This is a genomic window from Ruegeria sp. D4, from assembly GCF_056534475.1.
On the sequence record NZ_JBQFPJ010000015.1, the window covers coordinates 16,464 to 31,313 of the forward strand.

The 14,850-nt window shown below is 56.5% G+C and carries 14 protein-coding genes; 3 read left to right on the forward strand and 11 right to left on the reverse strand.

What is annotated here, in order from left to right:
• Window positions 1-13: 13 nt before the first annotated feature.
• From ACR0MI_RS17775 to ACR0MI_RS17785, 3 genes are all read right to left on the reverse strand, one after another.
• Window positions 14-1,066 carry a dipeptidase gene (locus ACR0MI_RS17775; RefSeq protein WP_480855062.1) on the reverse strand — a complete coding sequence of 351 codons (1,053 nt, stop codon included), beginning with the start codon at window positions 1,064-1,066 and terminating at the stop codon, window positions 14-16.
• Window positions 1,067-1,203: 137 nt separating this feature from the next.
• Complete coding sequence (locus ACR0MI_RS17780; RefSeq protein ID WP_170817091.1) at window positions 1,204-2,541, reverse strand: MFS transporter; 1,338 nt, start codon at window positions 2,539-2,541, stop codon at window positions 1,204-1,206.
• A gap of 4 nt (window positions 2,542-2,545) precedes the next feature.
• On the reverse strand, window positions 2,546-2,803 hold the full coding sequence (locus ACR0MI_RS17785) for a metal-sensing transcriptional repressor (RefSeq protein WP_170611769.1): 258 nt from the start codon (window positions 2,801-2,803) through the stop codon (window positions 2,546-2,548).
• Between the two features lie 289 nt (window positions 2,804-3,092).
• Between ACR0MI_RS17785 and ACR0MI_RS17790 the strand changes: the two genes are divergently transcribed.
• Entirely contained in the window at window positions 3,093-4,607 is a 1,515-nt protein-coding gene (locus ACR0MI_RS17790; protein WP_480855065.1) for a malonate--CoA ligase, read from the forward strand.
• A 113-nt stretch (window positions 4,608-4,720) separates the two neighbouring features.
• Here the strand turns inward: ACR0MI_RS17790 and ACR0MI_RS17795 are convergent, their stop codons facing one another.
• The 4 genes from ACR0MI_RS17795 to ACR0MI_RS17810 form a co-directional block, all read right to left on the reverse strand.
• A complete protein-coding gene (locus ACR0MI_RS17795) occupies window positions 4,721-5,209 on the reverse strand; it encodes a universal stress protein (protein ID WP_170611758.1) in 489 nt (162 codons plus the stop codon).
• A gap of 24 nt (window positions 5,210-5,233) precedes the next feature.
• Window positions 5,234-6,574, reverse strand: a complete 1,341-nt coding sequence (locus tag ACR0MI_RS17800; RefSeq protein WP_170611756.1) for a TRAP transporter large permease — start codon at window positions 6,572-6,574, stop codon at window positions 5,234-5,236.
• The gene (locus ACR0MI_RS17805; protein ID WP_170817093.1) at window positions 6,574-7,137 is read right to left on the reverse strand and encodes a TRAP transporter small permease; all 564 of its coding nucleotides are present in this window, start codon (window positions 7,135-7,137) and stop codon (window positions 6,574-6,576) included. Before ACR0MI_RS17805 ends, ACR0MI_RS17800 begins: the two co-directional genes overlap by 1 nt.
• Window positions 7,138-7,199: 62 nt before the next feature.
• Complete coding sequence (locus ACR0MI_RS17810; RefSeq protein ID WP_170611752.1) at window positions 7,200-8,216, reverse strand: TRAP transporter substrate-binding protein; 1,017 nt, start codon at window positions 8,214-8,216, stop codon at window positions 7,200-7,202.
• A 202-nt stretch (window positions 8,217-8,418) separates the two neighbouring features.
• On the opposite strand from ACR0MI_RS17810, the gene ACR0MI_RS17815 reads away from it, so the two are divergent.
• Together ACR0MI_RS17815 and ACR0MI_RS17820 are read left to right on the forward strand one after the other, a co-directional pair.
• Window positions 8,419-9,291 carry a LysR family transcriptional regulator gene (locus tag ACR0MI_RS17815; RefSeq protein WP_170611749.1) on the forward strand — a complete coding sequence of 291 codons (873 nt, stop codon included), beginning with the start codon at window positions 8,419-8,421 and terminating at the stop codon, window positions 9,289-9,291.
• Between the two features lie 269 nt (window positions 9,292-9,560).
• Window positions 9,561-11,417 (forward strand): SLC13 family permease, encoded by a 1,857-nt coding sequence (locus ACR0MI_RS17820; RefSeq protein ID WP_170611855.1) that lies wholly within the window; start codon window positions 9,561-9,563, stop codon window positions 11,415-11,417.
• 41 nt (window positions 11,418-11,458) lie between these two features.
• On the opposite strand, the gene ACR0MI_RS17825 is transcribed toward ACR0MI_RS17820, so the two are convergent.
• The 4 genes from ACR0MI_RS17825 to ACR0MI_RS17840 form a co-directional block, all read right to left on the reverse strand.
• Entirely contained in the window at window positions 11,459-12,292 is an 834-nt protein-coding gene (locus ACR0MI_RS17825; RefSeq protein ID WP_170611747.1) for a hypothetical protein, read from the reverse strand.
• A gap of 175 nt (window positions 12,293-12,467) precedes the next feature.
• Window positions 12,468-13,175, reverse strand: a complete 708-nt coding sequence (locus tag ACR0MI_RS17830; protein WP_170611745.1) for an ABC transporter ATP-binding protein — start codon at window positions 13,173-13,175, stop codon at window positions 12,468-12,470.
• Window positions 13,175-13,906, reverse strand: a complete 732-nt coding sequence (locus ACR0MI_RS17835) for an ATP-binding cassette domain-containing protein (protein WP_170611743.1) — start codon at window positions 13,904-13,906, stop codon at window positions 13,175-13,177. Before ACR0MI_RS17835 ends, ACR0MI_RS17830 begins: the two co-directional genes overlap by 1 nt.
• Window positions 13,903-14,850 (reverse strand): branched-chain amino acid ABC transporter permease, encoded by a 948-nt coding sequence (locus ACR0MI_RS17840; RefSeq protein WP_170611741.1) that lies wholly within the window; start codon window positions 14,848-14,850, stop codon window positions 13,903-13,905. The genes ACR0MI_RS17835 and ACR0MI_RS17840 overlap by 4 nt, the downstream gene beginning before the upstream one ends.

Sequence of the window (14,850 nt, forward strand, 5' to 3'; positions counted from 1 at the left end):
ATTATGCTCGGGTCTACCCGCCCCAGGTGTCGGTCAGCACGCGCAGCCAGTTTCCGTTGGCTATCTTCGTGATCCGATCTTGTGTGTATCCATGGACCTCCATCGCATTCAGCAATGCAGGCAGCTTTTCTGCTCCGTCGAGGGCATTGGGCACCGTCGCCCCGTCATAGTCCGAGCCCAGGGCCACACTGTCTTCGCCCATGACGTTGATCATATGATCGATATGGGCCAGAACCTGATCCAACGGCACATCCGGGTCGCGACGACCGTCTGCGCGCAGGAACTGGGCCGCGTAATTTATCCCCACGACACCGCCCTTTTCGCCGATTGCGCGCAGTTGCGCGTCGGTCAGGTTCCTGGAATTTGCGCAAATGGCATGGGCACAGGAATGTGTGGCCACCAGCGGCGCATCCGACGTTTCGGCGACATCCCAAAAACCCGCTTCGGTGATATGCGACAGGTCCACAAGAACACCAAGCGTGTTGCACCGTGCGACCAGCGACCTTCCCGCTTCGGTCAGTCCACCGCCGGTATCGGGTGATCCGGGAAAGCGAAACGGAACGCCGTCGCAAAAGATGTTGTTACGGCTCCAGACCGGGCCAAGCGACCTGAGGCCCGCGGCATAGAACAGGTCGAGCGCTTTCAGGTCCGGATCAATCGACTCGGCCCCTTCCATATGCATGATTGCGCCGATTTCGCCGGACTCGCAGGTTAGGCGCAACTCCGCCGCGTTCTTGCAAATGCGCAGCGCCCCGCGTAGCTCAAGCTGAACAAGACTGCTTGCCAGTGCAACCGATCGTCTCATCGCCGCATCTTGTGGCAATTCCGGCGGCAACGGCACGTCATAGGTCGCTCCGGCCATCAGGCCATCATAGTCGATCGTATCGTTTTCGGATGGCCCCCAAATGGCGAAGAAACCGCCCAGCAATCCGCCGGCCTTCATTCTTGGACGATCAAGATGCCAGTCCCCGTTTCCGGAACAAAACAGCGCAAGAGGATCCGAGGCATTCGAACCGGCAATTTTGCTTAAAACGTCATTGTGCCCGTCAATGGCGAATGGCGGCATCTCGAAAACCCTGGACTACGTGTTCTGTGCATGGTTCCGCTGGTTAGTATCAATTTGCAACAAAAAAATCCAAAACTCCGGAAATGCCTTTCGGAGGGATTGCAATAAAATGAATGCCTTCTGGGGACGCCAACAGGCTATAGGGCGCTTTTTGCCCTGGTCTGCCCATCAGCCCTCGGATGCAGATCATCAATAATGATCACGTGCTGATGAGGCTCATCGCCCTGTAGATGTGGGTGATCCTGCGGCAAATCCGGGTGGTCGTGACGGACAGGTCGGCCGTCATCGGCCGGCCATAGTCGCACGGCCGCCAGAAGACCGAACAAAGCCAGAGCAGACAGTGAGATCATGGCGACAACGGTGCCGAACACGGTGATCAGCCAGCCCGACGCAGGGTAAAAGACCAACCAGCAGGCGTGGGACAATGTGAATTGGGCTGCAAAGATTGCCGGGCGGTCTTCAGGATGTGCTGACCTTGTAAGCAGCCGCCCTGTCGGTGTCAGTATTGCGGAATATCCCGCACCAACCAGAAGCCAGCCGACCATCAGAGCGGTTTGGGACAGCGGCGTTGCCAATGATGTCAGCGCCAACGTGAACAGGGTCAGATTGCTTAGCACCGCCCCTGACAGCATCACCTTTCGGTCGGGCACGCTGTTCAGCAGGCGCGGAAGGGTCAATGCGGTCAGCATGGAACCTGCCCCGAACGCCGCCAAGACAACCGCGACAGCGCTTTCCGACAGGCCCAGATCCCCACGCACGATGACAACAGTGTTGACGATGACCATCGCGCCGGTGGCCGAGGCGACCCAGTTCAGCGCCAGCAAGCCGCGCAGGCGCGGCGTTCTGAGATATAGCCGCATCCCGTGCGTTGTCCGATCGTAAATGCCGCGCGGCTTTGCCGGCTTTGGCGACGGCAGAAGCACCGAGACAACCAGAAGCGCCGAAGCGACAAACCCGATTCCGGTGCCCCAGAACAGGTTGTCAAAGCTCATCACGGTCAGCAGCGCCGCGGCGAGCATCGGGCTCAGCAGGCTTTCCATGTCAAACGCAAGACGGGACAGCGACAGCGCCTTGGTATAGTCTCGTTCATCAGGAAGAACGTCGGGGATCGTGGCCTGAAAGGCGGGTGTGAACCCGGCCGATGCCGATTGCAGGACAACGATCAGAACGTAGACCTGCCAGACCTCTGATACAAATGGAAGGGTCATGGCAACCGCGGCCCGGATCAGGTCGAGGACCACCAGCATTCGTCTCCGATCGACGCGCTCGGCAAATGCCGCCGCAATCGGAGCGATCGTGACATAGGCCACCATTTTGATGGTCAGTGCGGTTCCCAACACCAGCGCCGCCGAATCCCCTGCCAGCTGGAATGCAAGCAAGCCAAGTGCAACAGTGGCCAGACCTGTGCCCGAAAGCGCCACGATCTGGGCGAAGAAAAGATGGCGATAGGTGCGATTTCTAAGAACTGAAAGCATCGGATTACAGGTACTTGCTGATTGTTTTCAACTCTTCCACGGCTCCTTCCGGATCGTCGCCACCCGTCAGACAATGATCGATATGATCATGGATCAAAGCCCGTTTGGCGTTTGTGATCGCTTTCTCGACCGCGTGCAATTGTTGGGCGATGTCGGAACAAGGTTGCTGCAGCTCCAGCATCGAAACCACTTTGGACAGATGCCCTTCGGCCCTTTTCAGTCGTGCAATGATTGCCGGATGGGTTGAGTGGATGTGTGTCATGTGGCGAACCTTATCCTCCCCCGGGGGATATCGTCAATCGATCTGTCTTTCTTGTCGAACGTGTCCCGATACTTCGACAAATGGCCACCGTCGGAACAGTTGCGGGCCGTCGAACAACTTCATTTCCACTGTTGAATGCCTGCCTTACGGCTTCTTATGGTTCTGTCCCTGATGACACGTGAGCCCACCTGAAACGCGGCCCAAAATCCCGCGCTGCTCCACTATTTTCGTTGAGCTAGAAATTCTCAGCCGATAGGTCTCTTGCATCGCGAATACAAAGGTCAGTTTCTTGGCAAACCCACTCTATGACAGCCTGTTCGGAATTCATGCGGACAAAGACACACCGTTCCTGCATCTCGCGGATTGCAGGGTGATCTCTTATCGCCACTTTCTGAATACAGCAGCGCAGATCGCGAATGTCACTGCGCGGATGGGGTTGCAACCCGGTGATCGGGTCGCGGTGCAGGTCGAAAAAACGCCCGAGGCGCTTGCCCTTTACGCAGCCTGTGTTCAGGCCGGGTTGGTGTTTTTGCCACTCAATACGGCCTACACGGTCGAGGAACTGACCTATTTCATCGAAAACAGCGGCGCATCTCTGGTCGTATGTGACGAACAGAACGAGGACCAACTGAAGTCTGTCAGTACTCCGATGGGGGCCAGCGTTTTAACCCTCAATGCCGATGGCGGTGGCACATTGATGGAACAGGCCGCCGCCATGCCGAACAGCTTTGCAACTGTGGATCGTACAGGAGACGACCTGGCGGTCTTTCTTTACACCTCCGGCACAACTGGCCGGTCCAAGGGGGCCATGCTGACGCAGAACAACCTGCTGTCCAATGCCCGGACGCTGGCAAAGGAATGGCGGTTCTCGTCTGACGATGTGTTGATGCACGCGCTGCCGATCTTTCACGCTCACGGGTTGTTCGTGGCGACCAATGTCTCTCTGATCGCTGGCAGCCGTATGGTGTTCCTGCCCAAGTTCGATCTGGACAACATCATCACACTGATGCCGACGACCACGGCGATGATGGGTGTTCCGACTTTCTACACGCGACTGCTGAATGACGCGCGTTTCACCAAGGAATTGACCGCACATATGCGCCTGTTCATCTCAGGCTCGGCCCCGCTGCTTGCCGATACACATGTTCAGTTCGAGAACCGCACGGGCCATCGCATTCTCGAACGCTATGGCATGACTGAAACCAGCATGAACACGTCCAACCCTTATGACGGTGAACGGCGGGCCGGGACGGTGGGATTCCCACTTCCGGGGGTCGAGCTTAAGGTATGCGACGCAGAAGGCAGTCCGTTGCCCCTGGGCGAGATCGGCGTGATCGAGGTGCGCGGCCCCAACGTGTTTTGCGGATACTGGCAGATGCCGGAAAAAACTGCCGCCGAGTTGCGAGAGGATGGTTTCTTCATCACCGGCGATCTGGGGCGGATAGACGAAGACGGTTATGTCCACATTGTCGGGCGCAACAAGGATCTGATCATTTCGGGAGGCTACAACGTCTATCCAAAAGAGGTTGAACTGGCGCTGGACGACCAGCCGGGTGTTCTGGAAAGCGCAGTCATCGGCGTGCCGCACCCGGATTTCGGTGAAACCGTGGTCGGTGTGATTGTTGCGGAACCGGACGCGCACCCCGATCTGGAAGCGATACAGGCCGCGATCAGCAGCGGTCTGGCCCGCTACAAACACCCACGAAAACTGATCCAACTGGATGAGTTGCCGCGCAATACGATGGGCAAAGTTCAGAAGAACGCGCTACGCGCGCAATTCAAAGACCTGTTCGCGGGCTTGTGACACGATCACCCCGCAAGAGCCCTAGGGGCCTTCGCGTACCATCGGAAGAACCTCAACCCAACCGCTGTGAAAAGAAGATTCTGAGGTCTTCAAGATGAGTCTGAACACCCCTATCAGGTGATGTTGGGCACCACCATCGTTGGAATTGTCGAGCGTCTCAGCACCCGTTTGACGACCGTCCCGATGAAGGTGTGTCCGGTGCCCTGCTCGTGCGTGCCCATGACAATCAGGCCGCAATCCAGCTCGCGCGCGCGCTGCAGGATGGACTCGGCGGGATGCCCGTCAACCAGCTCCACCGAGGCGACAGACGCGTAAGCCTCCTTTCCTTCTTCGGTCAGGGTTTTCACGAACTTCTGCTGGTTCTCTTTCAGCAGTTCCTTCACCGAAGCGTGGCGGTCCCGGATCGCTTTTTTGCGCGATGCATCATCCTGAATGAACATTCGCATCGTCACGATGGCGTCCTGTGTCAGAGGCTCGGTCACGTGCAAAACATGGACTTTCGCCCCATGGGCGCGCGCCATGCTCAGGGCATGGCGCAACGCATTGTTGGCGTTTTCGGACAAATCCGTTGCGAACAGGATGTCTTTGATCTGAGGTAACATGGTTCAGTTCCTTTCTGTCCGCACTCAATACCCAAGCGCCCGCGGCAGCCATAGCGAGATTTCGGGAAAGAACGCTATGATGAAGATGGCGACCGTATTGATGAAGGCAAAGGGCAGCGCTGCAACGGAAATCTTCTCGATTGATATATTGGATATACCGGATGCGATGAAAAGGTTTTCGCCCAATGGCGGGGTTTGGAAACCGATCCCCAGCGTACACACCATCACGACACCAAAGTGGATTGGGTCGATGCCGACGCTGTAGGCCACAGGCAGCATCACCGGAACCAGGATAAGAATGGTTGCCAGCGTTTCCATGAACATGCCAACGAACAGCAGGAACAGGATGACCAGCGTCCAGATCACATAGATGTTGCTTGTGACGGAAAGCATGCCTTCGGCGATCAGTGCAGGGATCTGGTTTTCGACCAGAAGCCGGCCAAACACCGTTGCTGTGAACATGATCAGCAACACGCGCCCCGTCAGCCATGTGGTGGTTTCAAGCGAGGTGAATAGCTTTTCCCAGCTGAGTTCGCGGTAGATGAATGCGCCCACAACCAGTGTGTAGAAGATCGCGACGATCGCCGCCTCGGTCGGGGTGAAAAAGCCCGAATAGATGCCGCCCAGGATCACCACCGGGGCCATCAGGGCCCAGAAGCCGCGATACATTTCGCACCAGATATGACGCATGGACCAGCCCTCGGTCGTACCCTTGTAGCCGCTCTTTTTGGCCAGGATGTAGTTCATCAGCAAAAGGCTGCCGGCGATCACGAAGGCGGGCATGAAACCGGCGATGAACAGTTTCGGGATGGACACGGTCTGGAAGGTGCCATGTTCGGCAACAGCTTCTGGCGGGGCTGGCATGCCGAGCGCGGCAATGCCGAAGATGATCAGCGGGATGGACGGCGGAATGACAATCCCCAGCCCTCCGGACGATGCAGTGATCGCCGAAGCATAGTTGCGTCCGTATCCCCGATCTATCATGGCCGGGATCATCAGCATGCCGACGGCGGCAGTTGTCGCCGGGCCTGAACCCGAAATCGCGCCGAAGAACAGGCAGGCAAAAACTGTTGCCGCCGACATACCGCCGGTGAAGGGACCAGCAAAGCTTTCGGCAACATTGATCAGTCGCCGTGACAGGCCCGAGGCTTCCATTAATGCGCCCGCCAGAATAAACGCCGGCAGGGCCATGAGCGGGAATGAACCCACGGACGTGAACGCAATCTGGACAAATTTGATCGGATTCTCGTCCAGGACGAGAAAGGTGATCATCGTCGAAACGCCAAGCGCGACCGTTATCGGCGCGCCGATGAACAACAGCAACAGGAAGCCGCCGAACAGGATATATACGATTTCACTGCCCATTATTTTGCCTCCCCAATGTCAGTGTGGTCCACGTCAGCGCCCAGGTCTGCGCGGACTTCTTCCAGATTGATCGCGTCAGGATCACGCAGATCTTCGTCCAGAATGATTTTCTTGTAGTTCACCTGAAGGATACGAATGGTCATCAGGGTGAAGGTGATCGGCAAAACGATGTAGACCCAGCTTAGGTGGAACCCCAGGGTCTGGGAGGACTGGAACCGGTTCATGCGGTTGAAGATGAAGTCGATCGCCAGGTAGACGAAGTAGACATTGAAGCAGATCCAGAACAGATCCGCGAAAGCCTCGATATATTTGATCGCGCGAGGGGGCAGAAACTTGAACTGAAACGTGACGCGGTTATGCGCACCCATCTTGGCCGCATAGCTGGCGCCGAAAAACACGAACCAAACGAACATGTAGACGGACAGCTCTTCAACCCACGAGAAAGAAAAGTTGAATACTGTCCTTACGACCACCTGCAAAAACAAAAGACATACAAAGACTGCCAGAAGAAACCGACAGATGTAGCTTTCTATGTTGTCGACTATTCCCCAGAAGTTTTTCATCGGTCCCTCTCCCTCAGAATGGAAAGCGCCAGTCAGGCGCTTTCCTTTGTTTTATACTATTTTCATTCCGAAACGGGGTCGCGGCCGATGGCGGCCAGAACGGCGTTCAGCTTTTCAACACCACCGATGCTTTCATAGAACTTCGGCCAGACCGCTGTGGTTGCCAGTTCGATGAACTCTGCCTCGTCGTTTTCGGGAACATGGATTTCCATACCCTTTTCAACCAGCAGTGCTTTGATCTCGGCTTCCTTGTCGCGCAGGAATTGGGCCGAGGCCTGGGTTGCATACTGCCCGGCTTCCAGTACGGCGGCCTGATCTTCGGCGGACAGACCCTGGAATACCTGCTCGGAAATGATCAGAGGCTCGATCGAGAAGATGTAACGGATTTCAGTCACATAGTCCTGAACTTCGTAGAACTTCATCGCGTTGATCGTGGTGTAGGGGTTGTCCTGACCATCAACAACCTTGGTTTGCAGACCGGCAAAAGTTTCCGACCAGGCCATCGGTGTCGGGCTGATGCCCCACGCCTTATAGGTGTCGATCATGATCTCGTTCTTGGGAACGCGGATAACCAGACCTTCCAGATCCGCAACCGATTTCACCGGCTTCTTGGAGTTCGTCAGAACGCGGAAACCTGTATAGGTCCAGGCAATGATGCGCACACCGGCGTCATTGATCGTGTTTTCGGTCAGTTCCTGGCCAATGGGGCCCTGGGTCAGGGTTTCGGCGTCCTCCAGGCTGAGGATGACGTAGGGCAGCGTGAACACACCTACGGTCGGCGAGAACGGCGTGACGTTGTTGATCGCCAGCAGCGACATGTCCAGCGTGCCGATTGCTGCTTCGTTCACGGTGTCCTGTTCGGACCCGAGCTGGCCGTTCAGAAACAGAGTTGCGGTGTGATTGCCACCCGACAGTTCCTCGAGTTTTTCCTTGAAGGCAAGGCCGGTTGCCTCCTGGCTGGAACCGCCGCTGTCGCCCACGGCAATCTTGAAGTTCTTCGCCATGGCCGGCGCGGCAAAGGTCGCGGCGGCAAACGTGGCAGCCAACGCGACAGATGAGAATGATTTGATGAGTTTCATAAGTCCTCCACCTTATTTGTGACGATGGCATCGCATTCCTACGCCTGTGAGTATGGCGCAAACTGGAGTCACCGGTGGGCGAGTTATAAGTTGCAAAAACGGTTGAGGTAATACAAAGTAATCTACGTAAAGTTCGACAAAAGGAAACCTTTCAATTCCAAAGAAACTCGCCATTACGCGCATCTCGGATGTGGACATTCGCTTGCTGCAGATTTTTCGTACCGTGGTTGCCTGCGGAGGGTTCACCGCCGCCGAGTTTGAGCTCAACATCGGGCGCTCAACTATCAGCAAACACATCTCGGATCTCGAAACCCGCCTGAACCTGAAACTATGCCATCGCGGGCCCGCCGGGTTCTCGCTGACCTCCGACGGCCAACATGTCCTGAAGTCCGCAGACAGCCTGTTTGCCTCAATCGACAGATTTCAGAACATTATCGGTGAGGTTCGCGCCGAAATGGCGGGAAAGTTGAAGATTGCAATCTTTGACCGGTCTTCATCCAACCCGGATGCCGAAATGTCCGAGGCAATTCGACTATTCCGAAACCGGGCGCCGGGCGTCACGCTCGATATTTCGGTCGAACCGCCCAACGTGATCGAAGAAGGTGTCATTAACGGTCGATTCAATCTGGGCATCGTCCCCTTGCACCGCCAATCGCCGATGTTGAACTATTCGCCCCTGTATACCGAAGACATGCGCCTGTTTTGCGGCCAGAATCACGAGCTGTTTCAGCGCGCAGAAACCGAGTTCAAGTTAAGTGAGCTTCGAAAGTACACCTACGCGGGCCTGAGCTTTAACTCACCCAACATGTCGATCCATCAAAAACTGAAACTGAGAAAGTCTGCCTTTGTCCAAAGCGAAGAAGCGTTGGCACTTCTCATCCTTTCCGGTTGCTATCTGGGCTTCTTGCCGACCCATCAGGCACAGCCGTTCGTGGAAGCTGGTCAAGTCCGGGAAGTCCGTTGCGAAGCTGCGGAATATATTTCAAGCATGGCCGCAATCGTGCGCAAAAGCGCTTCGCAAGGGCGCAGGTTGAACGTGTTTCTTGAGTGCCTGAAAGACGCTCATGACAGGTAGGCTATGAAATGCCGGTCCGGTTACTTTATTCGACCACCCAAAGTTAGCGGGATCGGATTCTTCACCATTGAGAGCACGGTGCCCGATTGGTTGGAGCAAGCAGTGTGTCAACTTGTTCAAAGCTCGGGCTCCTGGCATAATTTTATTTCGTTTCCGCCATAGTTGGCGAAACTTCATGACAAGGCTGGCGCAATAAGTTAAGTGTTCCCAAAAGACCAAAATACAATTTCCCGGTGAACTTTGTGGAACAAGTAACCTTTACGTTCGAGATGGGTGTGGTTTGCGCCCTGTTGGCCTTCACCGTTTTCCTGTTTGTTTCCGAAATCGTAAGAATTGACCTTTCCGCCATACTGGTTTTGGTCATCGTCGGCCTTCTCAGTTATGCGCCCGGGCTGGAGAACCTGGCAAATGTCTCTCGACTGTTCGACGGGTTCGCGTCCAACGCCGTTATTTCAATCATCGCGGTCATGATTGTCGGTGCCGGATTGGACAAGACCGGCATCATGAACAAAGTGGCCGCCGTCATCCTGAAATACGGCGGCACAGCCGAGAACCGGGTTTTGCCGATCGTGTCAGGCACTGTCGGAGTGATCTCGTCTTTCATGCAGAATGTCGGCGCGGCGGCCTTGTTTTTACCGGTTGTCAGCCGAATTTCCTCAAGGTCCGGCATTCCGCTTTCGCGACTGCTGATGCCGATGGGTTTTTGCGCCATTCTGGGCGGCACCATGACTATGGTCGGTTCTTCCCCACTGATCTTGCTGAATGACCTCATTCTGACGGCCAATGACGGGTTGCCCGAAGGGCAGAAAATTGAACCGTTTGGACTTTTTTCAGTCACTCCAATCGGCATGGCCCTGATCCTGACGGGTATCGCATATTTTCTTTTGCTCGGGCGCTGGGTACTGCCGACTGAAGGCGCGTCTGATGCAACAGGGACCGGGCAAGGCACGCAAGAATATCTGCAAAGGGTCTACGGCCTCAAAGCAGACGTTTTTGAGGTCATCGTCCCCGAGGACAGCCCCCTGGTGGGGCAGATATTGGCCGATATCAACCACGAGAACCACCTTTACATCATCTCGACATTCTATCGCGGGAAAACCTCGATGGTGCAGGTATTGACCGCCGAGATTGCCGCACCTTGCCGGCTGGCCATCATCGGGCGTCGCTGGGTGGTCGAGGAGTTCGCGCAGAAGTTCGGTCTGACCGTTTTGCCCGAACTGGATATCTTCGTCGAAGAGTTTGCACCCACCAATGCCGGGATCGCAGAAGTTGTCGTGACCCCGGACAGCAAGCTGATCGGCAAATGCCCGCGCGAGCTTTTGTTCCGCAAGACCTATGGCATGTCATTGCTGGCGATCCATCGCGGGGAAGAAACGCTCAGCCATGTCGAGACGGATGATCACGCATCAACCCAGATCGGCCTTGAAGCATTTCACGCCGGTGACATGCTGGTCGCCCATACCCGATGGGACAACCTGATGCGGATCAAGCGCGATCCGGATTTTGTCGTTGTGACCACGGACTTTCCGCAAGACGAATTGCGGCCGCAAAAGGTCGGTTGGGCGCTTGCCTTTTTTGCCATTTCCTTGTCGCTGATCCTGTTCACCGACGTCCGGCTGTCACTATGCCTGCTGACCGGAGCGGCCGGCATGATGCTGACCCGCGTGTTGAGTGTGGACGAGGCATATCGCGCAGTTGGGTGGAACACCGTTTTCCTTCTTGCCTGTCTCATTCCACTTGGTCAGGCCGTGCAGAATACCGGGACGGCCGCATGGATTGCGCAGCAGATCATGACCATTCTGGACGGCTGGCCCATTTGGGCGCTTCAGGCTGGGGTGGCAATACTGGCCACAGCTTTTTCGCTGGTAATGTCGAATGTCGGGGCAACCGTCTTGCTTGTGCCCCTTGCGGTTTCAATCGCGGTTGCCGCAGGGGGCAATCCGGGGGTCTTTGCGCTGACCGTTGCCATATCGACCTCGAACAGCTTCATCATTCCGACCCATCAGGTGAATGCCCTGATCATGGGTCCAGCAGGCTACAAGGTCATGGATTTCGTGCGATCCGGCGGGGTCATGACAGTCCTGTTCCTGTTCGTGTCTCTGTTCATGCTCAACGTCCTGTATTGATTTTACAGGCATGTCAGTGACAGCCTTGCAGGTCTTTTTTCTCAGACGGCCGTGATTTTGAACACAAGCACCTGCGACCACTGGATATGACACGATGTGGTCCGGAACCCATTTCGACGATACATATGCAGATCGTGTCGGGCTTTCTCGAAGCACTCTGTGTAAAACGGATCATTGGCGAAATGACCGATCACGGGGTTGAGCATGATCAGGATCGTCTTTCGGGTGATGCGGCAGAACTCGTCCAGTATCAGCATCCAGTCCTGAGGGTGGCAATAATGTTCGATCGACTGCATGCAAATCAGCACATCCTTTGATTTGTCCGCCAATGGATAGGGCGTGCGCCCGGCGTCAAACAGCGTCATTGGAATATCGATTGCTTCGATAATCGGGCGATAGGGCCAGTCGTGTACCTTGTGGTCTTTGGGGATCTGAATGCCGTGATTGTCGGTTTCGCAGACAAACGTCTCGTCGTTCAGGCGACGATGCGTGGATGCCAGTTCAGTTTGTTTGTTGTTGAGCATATTGGGAAAGTCACTTCCCAAAACGGTATGGCCAAAGTGCCGGGCAACCTCGAGCATACCGCCATGCGCCGTCGACATCTCGAATATGTCCTGCGGTTCTTCGGGGTACATCAACTCGGGAAGGTAAAGCTGAAACCTGTTCCAGCACCTTCGGATGTTGTTGGCACGATTGATATATTTCCTTTGTACGCGGATCTGCTCAAGCTCGGTATTGTCACCATTGGAATACGGCGTGAGAAGTTCAGCGGGTACCGGATGGTCGAACAGATGGCCGTTATCGCCCATGACCCGTTCAGCACGAACTCGTTTTTCAAGCCTGCGCTTTTCTGCAGCCGTGAACTCTTCCGACATGTATTGGTCCCATCCTTCTGTACCGCGCCTACTCGGGTGTTCTAGACGCCCGAGCGCCGGTACCCGCCCCATTTGGTACAGAACCCGTGCAGCAGACAACACCAAAACCCAGGTCGTGTGTGGTAGTTCTGAGGAATTGTCGCCGAGACGGCACGCAAAACTGAACCGATCGGATTCAGTGCCCGCCGAAATACGCTTCGAGCAGCCTTTTGTCGTTCCGCAGTTCGTCCGCAGTGCCGGACGTTTGCATGCGGCCGGACTCGAGCACGTAAATTTGGCTGGCCAGCGACAGGGCGAAGTTGGCGTTTTGTTCGGTGATGACCACGGTCAGGCCGTATTCCTTGTTTAACTGACGCACGACCTCGGCGATCTCAAGGCAGATTTTCGGGGCCAGACCGATTGTTGGCTCATCGACCAACAGCAACTCGGGGCTGGTCATCAGGGCCCGTCCGAAGGACACCATCTGCCGTTCGCCGCCGGACTGGGTCGAGGTTTCCTGCCCTTCCCGCTCGGCCAGCCGTGGGAACAGCTTGTGGACCATGTCCAGATTGCTTTCTATATCCTCGCGGGCAGTATAGGCGCCCACCATCAGGTTGTCGCGCACCGACATGTAGGGAAACAGGTTGAACCGTTCGGGCGCGTAGCCGACGCCGTGGCGCACGATTTCGGCCGGTGATCGGCCTGCAAGACTGTGGCCGCGCAGCCGGATATCGCCTTCCGTTCTGACCATCCCCATTATGCTGTCCAGCAGGGTGGACTTACCCGCACCGTTCGGACCGACGACAGCAACGATCTCGCCCGGCTGGACCGTGATCGAGATGTCTGTCAGCGCCTGCGCCTTGCCGTAGAATGCGGACAGGTTTTCGATTTCCAGATAGGACATCAGCCCCCCCCCAGATACGAGGCCTGCACGGCCTTGTCATTCATCACTTCGGTGAATGTGCCTTCGGCGATCATCGTTCCCCGCTCAATTGCAATGGCACGGTCGATCAGGGGTTCAAGCGCGGGCAGATCGTGGCTGACGATCAGAAAAGTCATGCCGTCCTTGCGCATCGACTGGATGAGGTCCGAGATCTGCGCGATTTCCCCCACCGTCAAACCGGCAAACACCTCGTCCAGCAGCATCACACGCGGCGCGGTGGCCATGGTGCGCGCCATTTCCAGCTTGCGCAGATCGCCCATGGCCAGTTCGGATGGTGTCCGTTGCAGGTCAGCCTCGGTGAAGCCGACGCTCAAGGCCAGTTCCCGTTCCCGATCCGTGTCAGGGGATTTGGTGATCATGCGCCAGATGTTGTCAGGCATCAGGCCCACGCGGATATTCTCGGCCACGTTCATGTCGCCGAAGGGCCGCGGGATTTGATACGTGCGGCTGACGCCCGCCCGAATGCGCCGGGACGTGGGCAGGGCCGATATCTCCTGCCCGAAAAGTTCGATCGTGCCGCTGTTCTGTCGCAGTTCGCCCATGATCTGGCTGAACACGGTGGTCTTGCCCGCCCCGTTCGGACCGATCAGACCCAGCGATTCCCCTTCTTTGAGGGAAAAGGACAGACCATTCGTGGCCACCAGCCCGCCAAAGCGTTTGATCAGATGGGAAACGTCCAGTGCCACAGTCACGCCACACCCCCTTTCCGCAGCCGGGTGAATCCGCGCCGCACCAGTTCCACCAGCCCTTTGGGTTGGTACATGTAGAGGATCAGCGCGATGGCGCCGTAGACAAAATACCGCTCGGCCCCCGGCAGGACCGGCCGCAGGTATTCCAGCAGGAAGGTCATGAAGAATGCGCCGATCATCGGCCCAATGATGGTCGATGTACCGCCCAGCAGTGCGGCAACGATGATGGTAAACAGGAAGTTGATGTCAAACAGCGCACGCGGGGCCAGTGATCCCAGATAGTGCACATAGAAAGCCCCGCCCAGCCCTGCGATGAACGCGCTGGTCAAAAAGGCAAACGCTTTCAGCCGGGTGGTGCTGAGCCCGGAGCCGCGCACGCTTTCCTCGTTCATGCCGATCGCTGCCAGCGCTGTTCCCAGCCGGGTTTTCATCAGCAGCCACATGCTGACGGCGACGCTCAGCATCAGGGCGGTCGACAGGTAGTATCCGTTTGCTGCGCCCCGCGTCAGGGTCTGGATACCCGACATCCCGCGTGTGCCGCCAGTCAGATCCGGACGGATCACCTGCACCAGCTGATACAGCAACTCCATGAAGGCCAGTGTAACCAGTGCGAAATAGCTGCCGCGAATACGCAGCGCAGGCAGCAGCACCAGCAGTCCGGCGGCCATGGTGACCAGCACCGCGACCGGGATCGAGATTTCAACCGGAACATCAAACCGTTTGGTAAGAATGGCAGTCGTGTATGCTCCGATGCCGATCAGGAAAGGGTGGCCAAAGCTCACATATCCTGTCCGCCCGGACAACACGTCCCAACTGATCGCGAAGATCGCCAAGTAGTTGGCAAAGATCATCGTACGCAGTGTTCCGTTGGAAACGACCTGAGGCAACAGGAACATACCCGCAATCAGACCACCCCAGAGGGCAAAGTGAAACCAGCGCAGCCCCAT

Excerpts from the sequence above, each read along its gene's own strand:
- ACR0MI_RS17775 (WP_480855062.1), bottom strand. The coding sequence starts at position 1,066 with ATGCCGCCATTCGCCATTGACGGGCACAATGACGTTTTAAGCAAAATT.
- ACR0MI_RS17780 (WP_170817091.1), bottom strand. The coding sequence starts at position 2,541 with ATGCTTTCAGTTCTTAGAAATCGCACCTATCGCCATCTTTTCTTCGCC.
- ACR0MI_RS17785 (WP_170611769.1), bottom strand. The coding sequence starts at position 2,803 with ATGACACACATCCACTCAACCCATCCGGCAATCATTGCACGACTGAAA.
- ACR0MI_RS17795 (WP_170611758.1), bottom strand. The coding sequence starts at position 5,209 with ATGTTACCTCAGATCAAAGACATCCTGTTCGCAACGGATTTGTCCGAA.
- ACR0MI_RS17800 (WP_170611756.1), bottom strand. The coding sequence starts at position 6,574 with ATGGGCAGTGAAATCGTATATATCCTGTTCGGCGGCTTCCTGTTGCTG.
- ACR0MI_RS17805 (WP_170817093.1), bottom strand. The coding sequence starts at position 7,137 with ATGAAAAACTTCTGGGGAATAGTCGACAACATAGAAAGCTACATCTGT.
- ACR0MI_RS17810 (WP_170611752.1), bottom strand. The coding sequence starts at position 8,216 with ATGAAACTCATCAAATCATTCTCATCTGTCGCGTTGGCTGCCACGTTT.
- ACR0MI_RS17820 (WP_170611855.1), top strand. The coding sequence starts at position 9,561 with ATGGGTGTGGTTTGCGCCCTGTTGGCCTTCACCGTTTTCCTGTTTGTT.
- ACR0MI_RS17825 (WP_170611747.1), bottom strand. The coding sequence starts at position 12,292 with ATGTCGGAAGAGTTCACGGCTGCAGAAAAGCGCAGGCTTGAAAAACGA.
- ACR0MI_RS17830 (WP_170611745.1), bottom strand. The coding sequence starts at position 13,175 with ATGTCCTATCTGGAAATCGAAAACCTGTCCGCATTCTACGGCAAGGCG.
- ACR0MI_RS17840 (WP_170611741.1), bottom strand. The coding sequence starts at position 14,850 with ATGGGGCTGCGCTGGTTTCACTTTGCCCTCTGGGGTGGTCTGATTGCG.